The sequence below is a fragment of the Burkholderia sp. BCC0506 genome, assembly GCF_902833145.1.
Taxonomy (GTDB): domain Bacteria; phylum Pseudomonadota; class Gammaproteobacteria; order Burkholderiales; family Burkholderiaceae; genus Burkholderia.
The window spans coordinates 430,036-448,525 of the sequence record NZ_CADFEN010000002.1; the positions used below are offsets into that span (position 1 = coordinate 430,036).

Sequence of the window (18,490 nt, forward strand, 5' to 3'; positions counted from 1 at the left end):
CGTCGAGCGCCGGCCCGCGGCGGGCGGTCCTTGCACGCGTCACGACGCGACGCGAATCACCACCTTGCCGAAGTGCTGCCCCGATTGCAGGTACGCGTACGCTTGCGGCGCTTCGTCGAAGCCGAACACGCGATCGACCACCGGCTTGATCCGTTTCGCGTCGACGAGCCGCACGACGTCGTCGAGCATCGCGCGGCTGCCCACCATGAAGCCGTGCAGCCGGCGGAAGCCGCCGATCAACGGCAGCAGCGCGAGTTCCGGCCCGCCGAAGCTGCTGAGGCCGCCGATGATCGATACGATGCCGCCGATCTTCGTCGCGGCGACCGAGCGCGGCAGCGTATCGCGGCCGCCGACTTCGACGACCAGATCCGCGCCCGCACCGCCGGTGAGCCGCAGTACCTCGTGTTGCCATTCGGGCGTCGCCCGATAGTTGATCGTTGCGTCCGCACCGAGTGCGCGCGCGCGTTCGAGCTTCGCGTCGCTCGACGACGTGACGATCATGCGCAATCCGGCGGCCTGCGCGAGCTGCAGCGCGACGATCGACACACCGCCGGTGCCGAGCAGCACGACGGTCGCGCCCGGCTCCAGTCCGCCGTCGACGAACAGCGCGTTCCACGCGGTGATGCCCGCGCACGACAGCGTCGCCGCTTCGTCGTAGTCGAGATGCGCGGGAATCGCGACCAGCGCGGTTTCGTCGGACACGAAGCGTTCGGCGAGCACGCCGTCGAATTGCGCGCCGGGCGACCCCGCGACTTTCTGCGGCGTCGGCGGCCCGTCGATCCAGCGCGGGAAGTAGGTGTTGATCACACGATCGCCCGGCTTGAAGCGCGTGACGTCGCGGCCGGTCTCGACGACTTCGCCGGCGCCGTCGGCGACCGGGATCAGCGCGTCCTTGCCGATGCCGAGATAGTCGCCGCGCGCGAACATCAGGTCGCGATAGTTCAGCGCGGCGGAGTGGATCCTGACGACGACGTCGGTCGGCCCGACCGGGCGCAGCGTTGCGTCGATGCGCCGGAGCTCGGTAATGCCGTCCCCCGGTTTGATTTGCCATGCATGCATGTCGACTCCTTTTCGAGATAGTCAGGACTATCATAGTGTCGCGCACGGGGACGCATTGGTGAGAATTCGGCCAACGATTGTCGCCGGTATGGAAACAAATCGGTCATCTCATTGCATCGGAGCGGAGCGGAACGGCATGGACGAACGGCTGAGAGGCGTCGCCGAATTTGTCGACGTGGTGGAATCGGGCAGCTTCGCCGCGGCGGCGCTGCGCCTCGGCATGACGCGCTCGGCCGTCGCGAAGATCGTCGCGCGGCTCGAACAGCGTCTCGGCGCGCGGCTGCTGCAACGCACGACACGCCAGCTCGGCCTGACCGACGAAGGGCTCGTCTATTACGAGCAGTGCCGGCGGCTGCTGGCCGAACTCGGCGAGACGGAGGCCGCGCTCGACGCGGGCCGCCGCGAGCCGGCCGGGCGCGTGCGCATCAGCGTGCCCGTGCTGTTCGGGCGGCAGTGCGTGGCGCCCGTCGTGCGGCGTCTCGTCGAGCGCCATCCGCGGCTCGAAATCGACATATCGTTCAGCGATCGCGTGGCCGATCTCGTCAACGACGGTTTCGACCTGGCGGTGCGCATCGGCGAGCTGGCCGACACGCACGCGCTGGTCGGCCGGAAGTTGGGCGTGCAGCGCATGGGCATCTGCGCGTCGCCCGCGTATCTCGCGCGGCACGGCCGGCCGTCGGGGCTCGACGAGCTCGCGTCGCACGTCGGCATCGCGTATTCGCGCGGCGGACAGCCGACGCCGTGGCGGGTCATCGGCGCCGACGGCGCGGTGCACGACCATCGCGCGGCCGGCCGCCTGCGGTTCGACGACCTGCAGGCGATCGCCGACGCGGCCGCCGCCGGCGCGGGCCTCGCATGGCTGCCGTGCTGGCTGATGGCGCCGTACGTGCGCGACGGCCGCCTCGCGCTCGTGATGGACAGCGACAGCGTGTCGGGCGCCGAGGTGTTCGCGGTGCGGCCGGCGGCGCGTCACGTGCCGTCGAAGGTGCGTGTGGTCGTCGATGCGCTGGTCGACGAGATTCCGCACTTGCTGGCGTCGGACGACGCGAACGGCGAGCGCGGATGACGGCGACCGATTCTCCGATGACGACGCCATGACCCGGCTACCTGCGCATCGCGCCCGAGCGCGTCTCACATATCGAGAAGGCATCCCGGTAATTGACGCGAATTTCACGCGGCTCCTAGACTGGCCTGCATGACGCCGCGCCTTGCGCGAGACGATCCGGGAGACATGCCGATGACCGCCACCGCCCCGCAGTTGCATGCCGCGACGATGCGGCGCCTGAACCTGCGCCTGATTCCGTTCCTGATGCTGCTGTACCTCGTTGCGTACATCGACCGCTCGAACATCTCGGTCGCGGCACTGCAGATGAATGCCGACCTCGGCCTCAGCGCCGAGATGTACGGCCTCGGCGCGGGGCTGTTCTACGTGACCTACATCCTGTTCGAAGTGCCGAGCAACCTGTTCCTCGCGCGCGTCGGTGCACGCCGCTGGATCGCGCGGATCATGATCACGTGGGGCATCGTCGCGGCCGCGATGAGCGCGGTGCAGACGCCGGGCCAGCTCTATGCGATGCGCCTGCTGCTCGGCGCGGCCGAAGCCGGCTTCACGCCGGGCATCATCTACTACCTGTCCGCGTGGTATCCGCAGAGCGATCGGGCGCGTGCGATGTCGTTCTTCTATATCGGTGCGACGCTCGCGTCGGTGATCGGGTTGCCGCTGTCCGGTGCGCTGCTGAACCTGAACGGCGTGCTCGGCGTCGAAGGCTGGCGCTGGCTGTTCCTGCTCGAAGGCGTGCCCGCGCTGCTGCTCGGGTTCGTCGTGCTGCGCCGCCTGCCCGATACGCCGGCGCACGCGCGCTGGCTGCCGGCCGACGAGCGGGCGTGGCTCGAAGCGACGCTGCGCGAGGGTGCGCCGCGCGAGCATCTGTCGCACGGCGTCGCATTGCGGCGTGCGTTCGGCGACGGCAAGGTCTGGGCGCTCGCCGCATTCTGGCTGCTGCAGGCGTTCGGCACGATCGGCCTCACGTTGTTTCTGCCGCTGCTCGTGAAGAGCCTGTCGGGGCAGTCGAGCTTCGCGGTCGGCAGCTTGTCCGCGCTGCCGTTCCTGTTCGCATGCGTTGCGATGTACCTGAACGGCCGGCATTCGGATCTCGGCGGCGAACGCGCGTTGCATCTCGGCGTGCCGATGCTGCTGGCCGGTGCGTTGCTGGTTGCGGCGATCTATACGCCGGTGCGGCCTGTCGCGTACGCGCTGCTGGTGCTCGCGGTCGGCTTCAACTGGGCTGCGACGCCGGTGTTCTGGGCCGTGACGACCGAGTACGTGTCGGGGCTCACGGCGGCCGCGTCGATCGCGCTGATCAACGCGGTCGCGAACATCGCGGGGCTCGCGCTGCCGCCGGTGATGGGGCGGATCAAGGACGTCACGCATTCGTACGATCTCGCGCTGCTGCTCGTCGCGGCCGCGTTGCTGGCGGGCGGCGTGCTTGCGTTGCGGATCGCGTCGCGGCGCGCGATGCCGGTGGCGGCGGGGCGGGTGGGGTGAGCGACTGGCGAGCGTGAGGGTGACGCATCGAACGCGACGAGAAGGCATCGACCGTACGCGTTTCTCATCGCTGCGGCACAATCGGGCGGAGCACGCGCGCGCCGGGTGACCACAAGGCGCGTTGCGCCATTTCCTCCGGATTCCTTCCCAAGGGCACGCCTATGTCATCCCGCACTTATCTCGTCACCGGCGCGTCGCGCGGCATCGGCCTCGCGATCAGCACCACGCTTGCCCGACGCGGCCATCGCGTCGTCGGTCTCGCGCGAAATGCGCAAGGCATCGACTTTCCCGGCGAATTGCTCGCGTGCGATCTCGCCGATCTCGACCAGATCGCCGCGACGCTCGCGCGGATCGGCGAACGTCACGCCGTCGACGGCATCGTCAACAACGCGGGCATCGCGCTGCCGCAACCGCTCGGCAAGATCGATTTCCGGTCGCTGCAGGCCGTGTTCGACCTCAACGTGCGAGCCGCGATCCAGGTCACGCAGCACTTCGCCGATGCGATGAAGGCGCGCGGCTACGGGCGCATCGTCAACATCTGCAGCCGCGCGATCTTCGGCAGCCTCGATCGCACCGCGTATTCCGCCGCGAAGAGTGCGCTGGTCGGCTGCACGCGCACGTGGGCGCTCGAACTCGCCGAATACGGCGTGACCGTCAATGCGGTGGCGCCGGGCCCGATCGAGACGGAACTGTTCCGCCAGACGCGGCCGGTCGGCAGCGAAGCCGAGCGCAAGGTGCTCGCTACGATTCCCGCGCGCCGGCTCGGCACGGCCGACGACGTCGCGGCCGCGACCGCGTTCTTCCTGTCCGACGAAGCCGGGTTCGTCACCGGGCAGGTGCTGTCGGTGGACGGCGGCGGCAGCCTCGGCGGGCGAAGCTGATGCATCGCGGCGCGGTGCGTGGCGGACGGCGCGCACCGCATATTCCCCCACCCCGTTAGCATGTGACGAATCCGACTTTGGGCGCTGCGCGCGCGACGCTAAGATCGCCGATCCCGTAGATCGAGCGTCAACAATAATGGAAAAGTCCGCTTCGCCGTTGCATGCCTTTCGTTTCCGTGTCGTCTGCGCCGCGATTGCCGGTGCGGTGTCGCTCGCGTCGTGCGGCGGCGTCGACAGCGATCCGCCGCCCCAGGCCAGCGCGACGCCCTCGGTCAAGCGCCCGAACATCCTGTACATCATGGCCGACGATCTCGGCTATTCCGACATCCATGCGTTCGGCGGCGAGATCAACACGCCGAACCTCGACGCGCTCGTCGCATCGGGCCGCATCCTGTCGAACCACCACACGGGCACCGTCTGCGCGATCACGCGCGCGATGCTGGTGTCCGGCACCGATCATCATCTGGTCGGCGAAGGCACGATGGGCGTGCCGACCGACGAACGGCGCGGGCTGCCCGGCTACGAGGGTTACCTGAACGATCGCGCGCTGTCGTTCGCGCAACTGCTGAAGGACGCCGGTTATCACACGTATATCGCCGGCAAGTGGCACATCGGCTCGGGGATCGTCGGCAGCGCGACGGGCAGCGGGCAGACGCCCGATCAGTGGGGCTTCGAGCGCAGCTACGTGCTGCTCGGCGGCGCGGCGACGAACCACTTCGCGCACGAGCCGGCCGGCTCGTCGAACTACACGGAAGACGGCCGCTACGTGCAGCCGGGCCAGCCCGGGCAGCCGGGCGGTGCGGGCGGCAGCCCCGCGGTGTTCTATTCGACCGATTTCTATACGCAGAAGCTGATCTCGTACATCGATGCGAACAAGCAGGACGGCAAGCCGTTCTTCGCATACGCGGCGTACACGTCGCCGCACTGGCCGCTGCAGGTGCCGGACCCATGGCTGCACAAATACGCGGGCGTGTACGACGCCGGCTATGACGCGATCCGCAATGCGCGCATCGCGCGGCAGAAGGCGCTCGGCCTGATTCCCGCCGACTTCAAGCCGTTCGACGGTCTGCCGGAAACGACGTCGGCATCGCCCGCGACGGCCAACAACGGTACCGCCGACGCGAAGTACATCAGCGCGGTGCATTCGGCCGCGGACGGCTACAGCGACTACGGCCCCGGCAAGGTCGACAAGCTGTGGGCCAGCCTGAGCCCGGCCGAGCGCAAGGCCCAGGCGCGCTACATGGAGATCTACGCGGGGATGGTCGAGAACCTCGACTACAACATCGGACGCCTGATCCAGCACCTGAAGGACATCGGCGAATACGACAACACGTTCATCATGTTCCAGTCGGACAACGGCGCGGAAGGCTGGCCGATCGATTCCGGCGCCGACCCGACCGCGACCGACACCGCGAATGCACAGGAGCCGACCTATTCGGCGCTCGGCACCGACAACGGCAAGCAGAATGCGCAGCGCCTGCAGTACGGCTTGCGCTGGGCCGAGGTGAGCGCGGCGCCGTTCCGGCTCACGAAGGGCTATTCGGCCGAAGGCGGCGTGTCGACGCCGACGATCGTGCACCTGCCGGGCCAGTCGCAGCCGTTGCCGACGCTGCGCGCGTTCACGCACGTGACCGACAACACGGCGACGTTCCTCGCGGTCGCGGGCGTCACGCCGCCGTCGCAGCCGGCGCCGCCGCTCGTCAATACGCTGACGGGTGTCGACCAGAACAAGGGCAAGGTCGTTTACAACAACCGCTACGTGTATCCGGTCACGGGCCAGTCGCTGCTGCCGGTGCTGACCGGCTCGGCGTCGGGCGAAGTGCACACGACGCCGTTCGGCGACGAAGCGTATGGCCGCGCGTACCTGCGCAGCGCCGACGGCCGCTGGAAGGCGCTGTGGACCGAGCCGCCGCTCGGGCCGCTCGACGGTCACTGGCAGCTCTACGACCTCGCGTCGGATCGCGGCGAGACGACCGACGTGTCTGCACAGAACGCGTCGGTGGTCAGCACGCTCGTCGACCAGTGGAAGACCTACATGAGCAACGTCGGCGGCGTCGAGCCGCTGCGTCCGCGCGGCTACTACTGAGGACGGCACGATGCGGTTCCGCTTCCTGACGCTCGGCTCGGCACTCGCGGCCACGCTGTTTGCGGCTGCGTTTGCCGCCGGCTATGCGAGCCCGTCGGCGTCCGCGGGCGGCGCGTTCGACGACGCGAATCGCGGGCGCCCGCTGGCGCCGCTCGGCTCCGAGCGCCAGTGCGAACGCTATTCGGGGCTGCCCGCGAAGTGGCGCGACGATCCGAAGGCCGGAATGGTGCACCTGCGCGGCGGCGCGTTCGTGTTCGGCAGCACGCGCGGCTATGCGGACGAGCGTCCGGCCGGCGACGGCAAGACGCGCGTCGGCGGGTTCTGGATCGACCAGACGGACGTGACGATCGCGCAGTTCGCGGCATTCGTGCAGGCGACCGGTTACGTGACCGAGGCCGAGCAGCAGGGCGGCGCGGCGGTGTTCCATGTGCCGACGCGCGACGAGATGAACGCGCGCGACCTCGCGTGGTGGTCGTGGGTGAAGGGTGCGTCGTGGCGGCATCCGCGCGGGCCCGGCAGCGACGTGGACGGGCACGGCAACCTGCCGGTGACGCTCGTCACGCAGCGCGATGCGCTCGCGTATGCGCGCTGGCTCGGCCGCGACCTGCCGACCGAGGCCGAATGGGAATACGCGGGCAAGGCCGGCCGCGACGACGCATCGCTCGATGCGGCGCCGCGCGATGCGGACGGCAAGCCGGCCGCGAACTACTGGCAGGGCGCGTTCCCCGTGCTCGACACGGCCGAGGATGGTCATGCGGGCCTCGCGCCGGTCGGCTGCTACGCGGCGAACGGCTTCCATCTGTACGACATGATCGGCAACGCGTGGGAATGGACGAAGGACGCGTACACGGGCCCGCATCAGTCGCATACGAACGGCGACACGGCGGCCGTCGCACCGCCGACGCGCCGGCACGATACGCCGATGGTCATCAAGGGCGGCTCGTTCCTGTGCTCGCGCGATTACTGCGTGCGCTATCGCGCATCGTCGCGCGAACGGCAGGAAGCCGATCTCGGCGCGTCGCATATCGGGTTTCGCACGATCCTGAGGGACGCGTCATGACGGCCGGCATCGGGCGATTCGTTTCGGCGTGGCTGCTGGCGGCATGCGGCGTCGCGCACGGCGGCGCGGCGCTGGCTGCCGACGCCGCGGCGCCGGCCGTGCGCGTCGGCGTCACGCGCGGCGTGCACGCGCAGATCCTCGACGAAGTGAAGCGGGTGGCCGCCGCGCGCGGGCTGGGCGTCGACGTCGTCGAATTCGACGATGCGTCGCGCATCGACACGGCGCTGGCCGACGGGCGGATCGACGCGGCCAGCTTCGAGGATGCGCAACGCCTGAGCGCCACGCGCGCGGCGAAAGGCTATGCGCTGACCGCCGTCGCGCCGACCGTCACGCTGCCGATGGCGTTCTATTCGCGCAAGCTGACGAGCCTGAACGCATTGCAACCCGGCGCGACGGTCGCGCTTCCCGCCGATCCGCGCGGGATGGCGCGCGCGCTCGTGCTGCTGCAGAACGACACGCTGGTGACGCTGCGCGAACAGGCCGGCCTGCATGCGACGCTGCGCGACGTCACGAGCAACCGGCTCGGGCTGAAATTCGTCGCGCTGCGCCGCGACCGGCTTTACGCGGCGCTCGACACGGCCGCGTTCGTCGCGATCGACAGCGACGACGCGGCCCGCTTCGGGCTGCAGCCCGCGCGCGACAGCATCAGCCTCGAGGACGCCCGCTCGCCGTATGCGAACGTGCTGACGGTGCGCGACGCCGATCGCACGAAGCCGTGGGTCGCGCAGCTCGTCGCCGCGTATCACTCGGACGACGTCGCGCGCTTCATCCTCACGCGCTACCAGGATTCGGTGCGCCGGCCGTGGTAGACACCTACCTGCTCGCGTGCCACGCGTGCGGCCGCTGCTGCAACAGCGCGCCGACGTTGTCGTTGCGCGAACTGTTCCGGCATCGGCATCGCTTCGTCGGCGCATTGACGATTCGCCGCGTGCCGAGGCGGCGGATCGGCGAACGCTGGCAGGCGGGCGGTCGCGAACATGCGCTCGATGCCGACGACGTCGCGGCGGCCGATGCGCTGGCGGACCGCCTGTTCCATCGCCGCGGCGGCGCGCAGGCCGAATGGCTCGCGCTGACGCTGCAAGGTTACGACTATCCGTCGCTGGGCCGCTGCGCGGCGCTCGCCGACGACGGTCGCTGCGGCGTGCACGCGAACAAGCCGTCGATCTGCCGCGCGGTGCCGCTCGATCCGATGCTGCCCGACCGGTTGCAGGCACGCGTGCTCGCGGCACGGCGCGACGATGCGGCGTGGCTGGGCGCGAACTGCATCGTCGAAGCGGGGCATGTGCGGTCTGCCGACGAATCGGTGTTCCCGATTCCGCTGGTGACGGCCGGGCAGGTCGCCGATTGCGCGGCGCTCGACGCGCATCGCGAGGCGCTCGTGATCGAGCGCGCGGTGTGGCGCGACGCCGTGTTCGCGTCGCTGACCGGCGGCGGAGCGGGCGCGAGCCACGCGCTGTCGCGGCTTGCCCCCGGCGGCTACCTGACCGTGTCGATCGTGCCGGTCCTGCTGACCGTCGCTCAGGTGTCCGCGCATTGCCGTGCGCTGTGCATCGATTTCATCGACGCCCAGCTGGCGCTGATCGGCGCGAACATCGAAGCGGCGCTCGCGCGCCGACTGGCCGCCGACCGGCCGGCGACGCACGAATTGCGCGGCTTCGCGCAGGCGCTGGAACGCGCGCGACGGGCGCTCGCGGCGATGCCCGCATCCGCGGTTGGAACGCGCGACGATGCGCCACGCATCGACGCATGGCTCGACGATCGCGTCGACGCCGATCCGCTCGCCGCGTGACGATCGCGGCACGCCGCGCATGCCTTACACTTCGCGCTCTTTCATTCATTCGGATGGAGCGGCATGTACGCATCGACCTTCATTTTTCGCGCCGGGCAGTACGACGACGAATTTCACCGGCTCGACCGGCAGATCGCCGACATGGCGCGCGCGACGCCCGGCTATCTCGGCGAGGAAGCGTGGGAGAACGCGGAGGCCGGGCTGATCCAGAACGTCTACTACTGGGAATCCGAGGCGGCGCTGCGGCAGTTGATGCAGCATCCCGCGCATCTCGAGGCCAAGGCGAAGCAGGCGCGCTGGCTGGACGGGTATCGCGTCGTGATTTCGCAGGTGCTTCGCGAGTATGGCGACGGCAAGCTGACGCCGCCGCGTGTGGCGCCAGCCGCGTAACGGTTGCCGGTCAGGCAGTCGCCCCGGCTTCTCCCGGCGCGCTCGACTCGCTCGTCGCGCGCGCCCAGATCGGAAACGTCGCGTTCTGGATCGACGTCTGCGCATCGATGACCTTGCGGTGATCGATGCCGGGCAGATCGAGCAGCCGGTCGACCGCCGCCTTCGCGCCTTCCGCGTCCTGCGGGAAGGCGCATGCGAATCGCTGGTTCGTATCGAACAGGATCCACCAGATATCCGACACGAACGGACCCTCGTCGTTGGTTTCGATCACGATCGCGCCGAGGTCGGACAGCGCAATGCCGCGCGTCGCGCCCGTCTGGTCGGTCGCTTCGATGTGCGTATCGGTTGCCGTCACGGTCCAGCCGCTCGGCCGGGCGGGCGGTCGAGTCGATGCCGACGCGGCATTCGGGCGGGTCGGGCTGTCCGTGCCCGTGCCGGCCGGCACGGCCGCACGCGCGGCATCGACCGCATGGTTCGGGGCCACGCCATCCTGCCGCCTGCGCCCGTCGATCCACGGCAGCGCGGCGGCGCCCACCATCGCCGCGATCCATAAGTAGTACCCGGCCCCGAACGTGCGGATCGTTTCGTAGTTCGCGTCGGTCGGGATCGTATGCCACCCGAGCGCAAAGGCCACGACCACGGCCAGCAGCGCGGATACGGTACGGCTCGGCCTGAGCAGCGCGACGACGAGCAGCGGGTTGCCGAGCCACGCGAATTGCAGGTCGAGGATCGCGAGCCCGCCGAGCGCGAGCACCGTGTAGCCGCGCCACCAGCTCACCGCGCCGGCCGCGTTCGGCGGTTCGGCCGCGACGGGCAGCAGCAGCGACGCGACGTACAGCGCGACGATCACGGCGCGCGCCAGGTTCAGGCGGGGCGAAGCGGAGCGAATCGGCATGTTGCCTTCTCGGGGGGCGCGATCGTGCGAAGCGGCGAATGCCGGATGGCCGGGCGGTCATTCACGCGGCGCGGCGCCGGTGTCGCGACGCGCCGAATGCGATTGTGGGGGATTCGCATCGCGATGTCGACCGCGCGTCATCCGGCGCATGACCGTCAAAGCGCTTCGACCAGCAACCGCGTGCTCTTCTCGCAATACTCGTGACATGCCGCGCGCGCGGCGATCGATGCGCCGTGTACGAACCGCGGCGCGTCCGCCCGCCGCGACATCGACACGACGATCGACGGCGGCGACGGCTGCAGCGGCAGCTCGACGACTTCGCCGCTCTCGATCAATGCATCGACGAACAGCACCGGAATCGCGGCGACGCCGAAACCGTCGCGCACCAGCTGCACGATCACCGAGATCGACGGCGACCCGGTGATGCGCGTCTCCGACAGCGGCACGCCGTGCGCATGCGCGAGCGTGCGCACGATGTCTTCCAGCGCGCGATGGGGCGCGGTGCCGCGCCCGTAGGTGAGGATCGGCTGACGCAGCACCTGCCGCGCGAGGCCCGTGCGCGTGTTCGGCAGCAGCCCCGCGCGCGCGATCCAGCGCACCGGGTAGTTCGCGAGCGCGTCGCACACGACCGACGCCTCGTCGCTGCCCTCGACGCGGATGATCAGGTCGAGTTCTCCGGCCATCAGCCGGCGCTGCAGCACGACGCTGACGTCGACGGTCAGGTCGATCTCGAGCTGCGGATAGTCGGCCGCGAGCCGGCGCATATAGTGCGGCAGCCAGCTGTGCACGACCGTCTCGATCACGCCGAGCCGCAGCTTGCCGCGCAGCGCGCGCTCGCCGGACGCGGCGGCCTGCAGTTCCTGCGTCGCCTCGACCACGGCTTTCGCATAGCCGAGCAGGTATTCGCCGTTCGGCGTGAGCCGGAACGCGCGGCTGTCGCGATCGACGAGTACGGTATGCAATTCGTCCTCGAGCGCCTTCAGGCGTTGCGAGATCGCGGCCGGCGTCGCATGCAGCGCGGCCGCGGTCGTGCGGAAGTTGCGCAGCTTCGCGAGCGTGACGAAGGTTTCGAGAAAACGCGTGTTCATGGCGGTCGGGCGAGCAGTGGATGCGCAGCTTGCCGGCGACGAAAAATGAACGGGACCGGGGAAAACCCGCGGGTCCGTTAAGAAATTCTATACAACGGGCGCAAAAAAACTCGTTGGCGACAAAATTTTTTCCTTTCTATTCTTCGCCGTATCCGATGACACGCCACCGTCATCTCCCCGTCACCCGATCTGCGACCACCATCATGACGCCTTCCGAATTCCGCCAGTCCGTGCGCCGCGGCGCGTTTCGCGGCCCGACCGCCGGCCATTGCGGCCCGTTTGCCCAGGCGAACCTGGCGATCCTGCCCGACGCGTACGCGCACGATTTCCTGCGCTTTTGTCAGGCGAACCCGAAGGCCTGCCCGCTGCTGGGCGTCGGCGAACCGGGCGCGTTCCGCCTCGACGCGCTCGGCGAGGATCTCGACATCCGTACCGACGTGCCGAGCTACAACGTCTATCGGGACGGCCGCCTGACCGAGCGCGTCGAGTCGCTCGAAGCGCTGTGGCGCGACGATTTCGTCGTATTCGCGATCGGCTGCTCGTTCTCGTTCGAGGACATGCTCGCCCGCGAAGGCATCGGCCTGCGCCACGTCGAGGAGGGTCGCAACGTGCCGATGTACCGCACGTCGATCGCGAACCGCCGCGCGGGCATCTTCGGCGGCCAGCTGGTCGTGTCGATGCGGCCGCTGCGCGGCGCCGACGCGATCCGCGCGGTGCAGATCACGAGCCGCTTCCCGGGCGTGCACGGCGCGCCGATCCATATCGGGCACCCGCGGGAACTCGGCATCGAGGATCTGAACGCGCCCGAATTCGGCGACGCGGTGACGATCCGCGACGACGAGCTGCCGGTGTTCTGGGCGTGCGGCGTGACGCCGCAAACCGCGCTGATGGACGCGAAGCTGCCGATCGCGATCGCGCATACGCCCGGCCACATGCTGATGACCGACATCGCGAACGCGTCGCTGGCCGTGTTCTGACCCGGCCGGGCATCCCTGCGCGACGCACGTACGACACACACCGCACCCACGCCATTTCACGGCGCACAACGACAGGAGTACCGCCATGGAAAGCAAGACCCTCGCGGCGCCCGCCGCCGAGCCCGCGAGCCGCGAGCGCACCGGCCTGTTCTCGTGGTACGCGGATGCGCAGCCGCGCGAGCGGCGCGCGTTCTGGAGCTGCAAGGTCGGCTACATGCTCGACGGGATGGACACGCAGATGCTGTCGTTCGTGATCCCGACGCTCGTCGCGACCTGGGGCATTTCGCTCGCCGACGCGGGTTTCATCGGCACGATCACGCTGCTCGCGTCGGCGCTCGGCGGCTGGATCGCCGGCATCCTGTCCGACCGGATCGGCCGCGTGCGCACGCTGCAGCTCACGGTGCTGTGGTTCGCGGTGTTCACCGCGCTGTGCGGGCTCGCGCAGAACTACCCCCAACTGGTCGCGGCGCGCGCGCTGATGGGCTTCGGCTTCGGCGGCGAATGGACGGCCGGCGCGGTGCTGATCGGCGAAGTGATTCGCGCGCGCGATCGCGGCAGGGCGGTCGGCCTCGTGCAGTCGGGCTGGGCGATCGGCTGGGGGCTGTGCGCGCTGCTGTATGCGCTGCTGTTCTCGGTGCTGCCGGCCGAGCAGGCATGGCGCGCGCTGTTCCTCGTCGGGCTCGCGCCCGCGCTGCTGGTCGTCGCGATCCGCCGCTACGTGAAGGAGCCGGACGTCTACGAGAAGGAGAAGGCCGCGCAGGCGAAAGTGGCCGGCGCGCCGCGCCTCACCGAGATCTTCGCGCCCAAGCTGATCACGACGACGCTGCGCGCGGCGCTGCTGACGACCGGCGCGCAGGGCGGCTACTACGCGATCACGACGTGGCTGCCGACCTTCCTGAAGACCGAGCGGCACCTCACGGTGATGGGCACCGGCGGCTATCTCGCGATGATCATCTTCGGTTCGTGGGTCGGCTACCTGACGAGCGCGTACCTGACCGATCGCCTCGGCCGCAAGCCGAACTTCATCCTGTTCGCGGTCGGCTCGATGGTGATCGCGTTCTCGTATACGTCGCTGAACCTGACCAACGCGTCGATGCTGTGGCTCGGCTTCCCGCTCGGCTTCTTCGCGTCGGGCATCTTCTCCGGGATGGGCGCGTTCCTCACCGAGCTGTTCCCGACCCGCGTGCGCGGCTCCGGCCAGGGCTTCTGCTACAACGTGGGCCGCGCGATCGGTGCGCTGTTCCCGTTCCTGATCGGTGCGCTGTCGAAGCAGTACGGGCTCGGCACGAGCATCGGCCTCTTCGCGGTCGCCGCCTACGGCGTGGTGATCGTCGCCGCGCTGACGCTGCCCGAGACCCGCGGCCGCGAACTCGACGCCGCCTGACCGGCGGCAACGGCAGGGCGGCAGGCCCTGCGTCTTCCTTTCCCTTTCATCGAGACCGTGACACGGCGTGCGACGCGCGCCGTGCGGCGGCGCTCGTTCCTCGATTCAACGACGCATCGACCGACATCATGACTGACCGACATCTTTCTCCCGTTTCCTCCGACGCCGCCCGCTGGCAATTCTGGATCGACCGCGGCGGCACGTTCACCGACATCGTCGCGCGGCGGCCCGACGGCACGCTCGTCACGCACAAGCTGCTGTCGGAGAACCCCGAGCAGTACCGCGACGCGGCCGTGGCCGGCATCCGCCACCTGCTCGGCCTCGCGGCCGACGAGCCGATCACGCCGGCGCAGGTCGACATGGTGAAGATGGGCACGACGGTCGCGACCAACGCGCTGCTCGAACGCAAGGGCGAACGCACCGCGCTCGCCACGACGCGCGGCTTTCGCGACGTGCTGCGCATCGCGTACCAGAACCGGCCGCGCCTGTTCGATCTCGACATCGTGCTGCCCGACGCGCTGTACGAGACGGTCGTCGAGATCGACGAGCGCGTCGGCGCGCAGGGCGACGTGGTCGTGCCGCTCGACGTTCAGGGTGCCGAAGCATCGTTGCGCCGCGTGTTCGACAGCGGCGTGCGGGCGCTCGCGATCGTGCTGATCCACGGCTACCGCCATACCGCGCACGAACGGATGGTGGCCGAACTCGCGCGCCGCATCGGCTTCACGCAGGTGTCGGTGTCGCACGAGGTGTCGCCGTTGATGAAGATGGTGTCGCGCGGCGATACGACCGTCGTCGACGCGTACCTGTCGCCGATCCTGCGCCGCTATGTCGAGCAGGTCGCGCACGAGATGCCGGGCGTGAACCTGCAGTTCATGCAGAGCAGCGGCGGCCTGACGCGCGCCGATGCATTCCAGGGCAAGGACGCGATCCTGTCCGGCCCGGCCGGCGGCATCGTCGGGATGGTGCGCGCGGCGCGCGCGGCCGGCTTCGAGCGCGTGATCGGCTTCGACATGGGCGGCACGTCGACCGACGTGTCGCACTACAACGGCGAATTCGAGCGCGTGTTCGAGACGCAGGTGGCCGGCGTGCGGATGCGCGCGCCGATGATGAGCATCCATACGGTCGCGGCCGGCGGCGGCTCGGTGCTCGGCTTCGACGGCGCGCGGCTGCGCGTCGGGCCCGAATCGGCCGGCGCGAACCCGGGGCCGGCCGCCTACCGGCGCGGCGGCCCGCTGACGGTGACCGACTGCAACGTGATGCTCGGCAAGATCCAGCCCGACCATTTCCCGCGCGTGTTCGGCCCGCATGCGGACCAGCCGCTCGACCGCGACGGCGTGGTCGCGAAGTTCGCGGCGCTCGCCGATGAAATCCACGCGGCGACCGGGCGGCGCGAGACGCCCGAGGCGCTCGCCGAAGGGTTCCTGGAGATCGCGATCGGCAGCATGGCGAATGCGATCAAGAAGATTTCCGTGCAGCGCGGCCACGACGTGTCGCGCTACGTGCTGACGACGTTCGGCGGCGCGGGCGGCCAGCACGCGTGCGGCGTGGCCGATGCGCTCGGGATGACGCAGGTGTTCGCGCATCCGCTCGCCGGCGTGCTGTCCGCGTACGGGATGGGCCTCGCCGACCAGACGGCAATGCGCGAGCGTGCGGTGGAAGCCGTGTTGTCCGACGCATCGCTGCCGGCGCTGAATGCGGCGCTCGACCGGCTGGCCGACGAAGCCATCGGCGCGTTGCTTGAACAGGGCGTGCCGCCGCAGCGGATCGTGACCGAACGGCGCGTGCACCTGCGCTACCAGGGCACCGATTCGGCGCTCGACGTGCCGGCCGGCTCGGTCGCGGCGATGCAGCAGGCGTTCGAAACCGCGTACCGGCAGCGCTACGCGTTCCTGATGCCCGGCACGCCGCTCGTCGCCGAGCTTGCGTCGGTCGAGGCGATCGGCCGCTCGGACGCGCCGGTCGACGTCGCGCCGCTCGCCCCGCGCGAGGCTGGCGCGGCGCCGCAGGCGCACGCGGCCGTGCGCTTTTATTCGGGCGGCCAGTGGCACGATGCGGCGCTGGTCGTGCGCGACACGCTGCGCGCCGGCGACGCGATCGACGGCCCGGCGATCGTCGCGGAGCAGAACGGCACGACCGTCGTCGAGCCCGGCTGGCGCGCCGGGATGACCGCGCAGGGCAACCTCGTGCTGACGCGCACGACGCCGCTGCCGACGCGCCGCTCGCTCGGCACCGACGCCGACCCGGTGCGGCTGGAGATCTTCAACAACCTGTTCATGTCGATCGCCGAGCAGATGGGGCTGCGGCTGCAGAACACCGCGTACTCGGTGAACATCAAGGAGCGGCTCGACTTCTCCTGCGCGATCTTCGACGGCGACGGCAACCTGATCGCGAACGCGCCGCACATGCCCGTGCACCTCGGCTCGATGGGCGAAAGCATCCGCACGGTGATCGCGCGCAACCGCGGCCGCATGCGCGACGGCGACGTGTTCATGCTCAACGACCCGTATCACGGCGGCACGCACCTGCCGGACGTCACCGTCATCACGCCGGTGTTCGCGGACGGCTCGGACGCACCGCTGTTCTACGTCGGCTCGCGCGGCCACCATGCGGACATCGGCGGCACGACGCCGGGCTCGATGCCGCCCGATTCGACGCATATCGACGAGGAAGGCGTGCTGATCGACAACTGGCAGCTCGTGTCGGCCGGCGTGCTGCGCGACGCCGAGACGCGCGCGCTGCTGGCGTCGGGCCGTTATCCGGCGCGCAACGTCGAGCAGAACATGGCCGACCTGCGCGCGCAGGTCGCCGCGAACCAGAAGGGCGTCGACGAGCTGCGCCGGATGGTCGCGCAGTTCGGCCGCGACGTCGTGCTCGCGTTCATGGGGCACGTGCAGGACAACGCGGAAGAAGCGGTGCGGCGCGTGATCGGCGCGCTGCAGGACGGCGCGTACCGCTACCCGCTCGACAACGGCGCGGAGATTCGCGTCGCGATCCGCGTCGATCGCGCGGCACGGCGCGCGGAGATCGACTTCACCGGCACGTCCGCGCAGCTCGACAACAATTTCAACGCGCCGAAGGCCGTCTGCATGGCCGCGGTGCTGTACGTGTTCCGCACGCTGGTCGGCGACGACATCCCGCTGAACGCCGGCTGCCTGAAGCCGCTGACCGTGATCGTGCCGGCCCGCTCGATGCTGAACCCCGACTACCCGGCGGCCGTCGTGTCGGGCAACGTCGAGACGTCGTCGGCGGTGACCAACGCGCTGTACGGCGCACTCGGCTGCGTCGCGTCGAGCCAGGGAACGATGAATAACTTCACATTCGGTAACGATCGGTACCAGTACTACGAGACGATCGCCGGCGGCAGCGGCGCGGGCAACGGCTTCGCGGGTGTCGGCGCGGTGCAGACGCACATGACGAACTCGCGGCTCACCGATCCGGAGGTACTCGAATGGCGCTACCCGGTGCGGCTCGATTCGCACCGGATCCGCGCCGGCTCGGGCGGCGGCGGGCGCTGGCGCGGCGGCGACGGCGCGGTGCGGCGGATCCGCTTCCTCGAGCCGATGACCGCGTCGATCCTGTCGAACAACCGGATCCACGCGCCGTTCGGCGCGGCGGGCGGCGAGGCCGGCGCGCTCGGCCGCAACACGATCGAGCGGGCGGACGGCACGGTGGAGGTGCTCGGCCACATCGGCCGCGCGCAGATGGCGCCGGGCGACGTGTTCGTCGTCGAAACCCCGGGCGGCGGCGGCTACGGCGCGGCAGGCTGAGCCGCGCATCCGGCGCGGACGTGCCGCGCCGGGTGCCGGTGCCGGATACGGGGTGGCGGATATTGCAACGAACTGTGGAATAAAGCCCGGCATTCACGCCTGAATGGAATCAAAAGCGGCGAAAAGCCGGCTCGCCGACTGCGATTCGACCCTGCCGCCGCGGTATCGGCAAAGGTCCGGCCCCATATTCTGGAGTTGGCGCCAGAAGCCCGCCCGGCGGCCCTCCCGGGCGGTCTCGCCGCCCGGCCGCACGCCGCGTCATCCGCCCGTTGGCCCGCTGCCGATCATGAAAAATCGGGCTTGCCAATCGAGTCCCGGTTCCTTGACACACCGATCTAAATGTGAGTGCCAATCCTCATCGTCATTTGATAAGATGGCTCTCATCATTCGTAAGGCAGAACCTGCGCGCGTCATGCGCGAACGCCGGCCGCATTAGCTGGAAACAAGTACGGGACGAGGCCCGCTGTCACGGCAATCACGGCTGCCCTGCCGGGCATGCGCACTGCGCGACCCGGGAAGGCGGCCGGCCCACTCGCCTCCGTCTACACTGTGCGTTTTTTCTGGATCGG

14 protein-coding genes are annotated in these 18,490 nt (G+C 69.6%); 11 read left to right on the plus strand and 3 right to left on the minus strand.

The features are described from left to right. Positions 1-39: 39 nt before the first annotated feature. On the minus strand, positions 40-1,059 hold the full coding sequence (locus HWX62_RS05920; RefSeq protein ID WP_175932855.1) for an NAD(P)-dependent alcohol dehydrogenase: 1,020 nt from the start codon (positions 1,057-1,059) through the stop codon (positions 40-42). Between the two features lie 136 nt (positions 1,060-1,195). Between HWX62_RS05920 and HWX62_RS05925 the strand changes: the two genes are divergently transcribed. From HWX62_RS05925 to HWX62_RS05960, 8 genes are all read left to right on the plus strand, one after another. Beyond that, entirely contained in the window at positions 1,196-2,125 is a 930-nt protein-coding gene (locus HWX62_RS05925) for a LysR substrate-binding domain-containing protein (protein WP_175932856.1), read from the plus strand. Positions 2,126-2,296: 171 nt separating this feature from the next. Beyond that, entirely contained in the window at positions 2,297-3,604 is a 1,308-nt protein-coding gene (locus HWX62_RS05930) for an MFS transporter (protein ID WP_175932857.1), read from the plus strand. Positions 3,605-3,765: 161 nt separating this feature from the next. Further along, positions 3,766-4,485: an SDR family oxidoreductase gene (locus HWX62_RS05935; RefSeq protein ID WP_175932858.1), complete on the plus strand. Its 720-nt coding sequence runs from the start codon at positions 3,766-3,768 to the stop codon at positions 4,483-4,485. Positions 4,486-4,621: 136 nt separating this feature from the next. After that, a complete protein-coding gene (locus HWX62_RS05940) occupies positions 4,622-6,571 on the plus strand; it encodes an arylsulfatase (RefSeq protein ID WP_175932859.1) in 1,950 nt (649 codons plus the stop codon). Between the two features lie 10 nt (positions 6,572-6,581). Continuing rightward, on the plus strand, positions 6,582-7,631 hold the full coding sequence (locus tag HWX62_RS05945; protein ID WP_175932860.1) for a formylglycine-generating enzyme family protein: 1,050 nt from the start codon (positions 6,582-6,584) through the stop codon (positions 7,629-7,631). Next, positions 7,628-8,440, plus strand: a complete 813-nt coding sequence (locus HWX62_RS05950) for a MetQ/NlpA family lipoprotein (RefSeq protein WP_175932861.1) — start codon at positions 7,628-7,630, stop codon at positions 8,438-8,440. Before HWX62_RS05945 ends, HWX62_RS05950 begins: the two co-directional genes overlap by 4 nt. Next, on the plus strand, positions 8,434-9,420 hold the full coding sequence (locus tag HWX62_RS05955) for a YkgJ family cysteine cluster protein (RefSeq protein WP_175932862.1): 987 nt from the start codon (positions 8,434-8,436) through the stop codon (positions 9,418-9,420). Before HWX62_RS05950 ends, HWX62_RS05955 begins: the two co-directional genes overlap by 7 nt. Before the next feature lie 63 nt (positions 9,421-9,483). After that, positions 9,484-9,810 (plus strand): antibiotic biosynthesis monooxygenase, encoded by a 327-nt coding sequence (locus HWX62_RS05960; RefSeq protein ID WP_175932863.1) that lies wholly within the window; start codon positions 9,484-9,486, stop codon positions 9,808-9,810. A gap of 10 nt (positions 9,811-9,820) precedes the next feature. Here the strand turns inward: HWX62_RS05960 and HWX62_RS05965 are convergent, their stop codons facing one another. Both HWX62_RS05965 and HWX62_RS05970 read right to left on the minus strand, forming a co-directional pair. Beyond that, entirely contained in the window at positions 9,821-10,705 is an 885-nt protein-coding gene (locus HWX62_RS05965) for a hypothetical protein (protein WP_175932864.1), read from the minus strand. Between the two features lie 155 nt (positions 10,706-10,860). Further along, complete coding sequence (locus HWX62_RS05970; protein WP_027782276.1) at positions 10,861-11,793, minus strand: LysR family transcriptional regulator; 933 nt, start codon at positions 11,791-11,793, stop codon at positions 10,861-10,863. A gap of 203 nt (positions 11,794-11,996) precedes the next feature. Between HWX62_RS05970 and HWX62_RS05975 the strand changes: the two genes are divergently transcribed. The 3 genes from HWX62_RS05975 (at position 11,997) to HWX62_RS05985 (ending at position 17,921) form a co-directional block, all read left to right on the plus strand. After that, positions 11,997-12,770: a putative hydro-lyase gene (locus HWX62_RS05975; RefSeq protein ID WP_175932865.1), complete on the plus strand. Its 774-nt coding sequence runs from the start codon at positions 11,997-11,999 to the stop codon at positions 12,768-12,770. A gap of 85 nt (positions 12,771-12,855) precedes the next feature. Next, positions 12,856-14,154 (plus strand): MFS transporter, encoded by a 1,299-nt coding sequence (locus tag HWX62_RS05980; protein ID WP_175932866.1) that lies wholly within the window; start codon positions 12,856-12,858, stop codon positions 14,152-14,154. A 128-nt stretch (positions 14,155-14,282) separates the two neighbouring features. After that, complete coding sequence (locus HWX62_RS05985) at positions 14,283-17,921, plus strand: hydantoinase B/oxoprolinase family protein (RefSeq protein WP_175932867.1); 3,639 nt, start codon at positions 14,283-14,285, stop codon at positions 17,919-17,921. Positions 17,922-18,490 lie beyond the last annotated feature (569 nt).

Bases quoted from the DNA above. Each gene is read 5' to 3' on its own strand.
- HWX62_RS05920 (WP_175932855.1), bottom strand. From the start codon at position 1,059: ATGCATGCATGGCAAATCAAACCGGGGGACGGCATTACCGAGCTCCGG.
- HWX62_RS05925 (WP_175932856.1), top strand. From the start codon at position 1,196: ATGGACGAACGGCTGAGAGGCGTCGCCGAATTTGTCGACGTGGTGGAA.
- HWX62_RS05930 (WP_175932857.1), top strand. From the start codon at position 2,297: ATGACCGCCACCGCCCCGCAGTTGCATGCCGCGACGATGCGGCGCCTG.
- HWX62_RS05935 (WP_175932858.1), top strand. From the start codon at position 3,766: ATGTCATCCCGCACTTATCTCGTCACCGGCGCGTCGCGCGGCATCGGC.
- HWX62_RS05940 (WP_175932859.1), top strand. From the start codon at position 4,622: ATGGAAAAGTCCGCTTCGCCGTTGCATGCCTTTCGTTTCCGTGTCGTC.
- HWX62_RS05945 (WP_175932860.1), top strand. From the start codon at position 6,582: ATGCGGTTCCGCTTCCTGACGCTCGGCTCGGCACTCGCGGCCACGCTG.
- HWX62_RS05950 (WP_175932861.1), top strand. From the start codon at position 7,628: ATGACGGCCGGCATCGGGCGATTCGTTTCGGCGTGGCTGCTGGCGGCA.
- HWX62_RS05960 (WP_175932863.1), top strand. From the start codon at position 9,484: ATGTACGCATCGACCTTCATTTTTCGCGCCGGGCAGTACGACGACGAA.
- HWX62_RS05965 (WP_175932864.1), bottom strand. From the start codon at position 10,705: ATGCCGATTCGCTCCGCTTCGCCCCGCCTGAACCTGGCGCGCGCCGTG.
- HWX62_RS05970 (WP_027782276.1), bottom strand. From the start codon at position 11,793: ATGAACACGCGTTTTCTCGAAACCTTCGTCACGCTCGCGAAGCTGCGC.
- HWX62_RS05975 (WP_175932865.1), top strand. From the start codon at position 11,997: ATGACGCCTTCCGAATTCCGCCAGTCCGTGCGCCGCGGCGCGTTTCGC.
- HWX62_RS05980 (WP_175932866.1), top strand. From the start codon at position 12,856: ATGGAAAGCAAGACCCTCGCGGCGCCCGCCGCCGAGCCCGCGAGCCGC.
- HWX62_RS05985 (WP_175932867.1), top strand. From the start codon at position 14,283: ATGACTGACCGACATCTTTCTCCCGTTTCCTCCGACGCCGCCCGCTGG.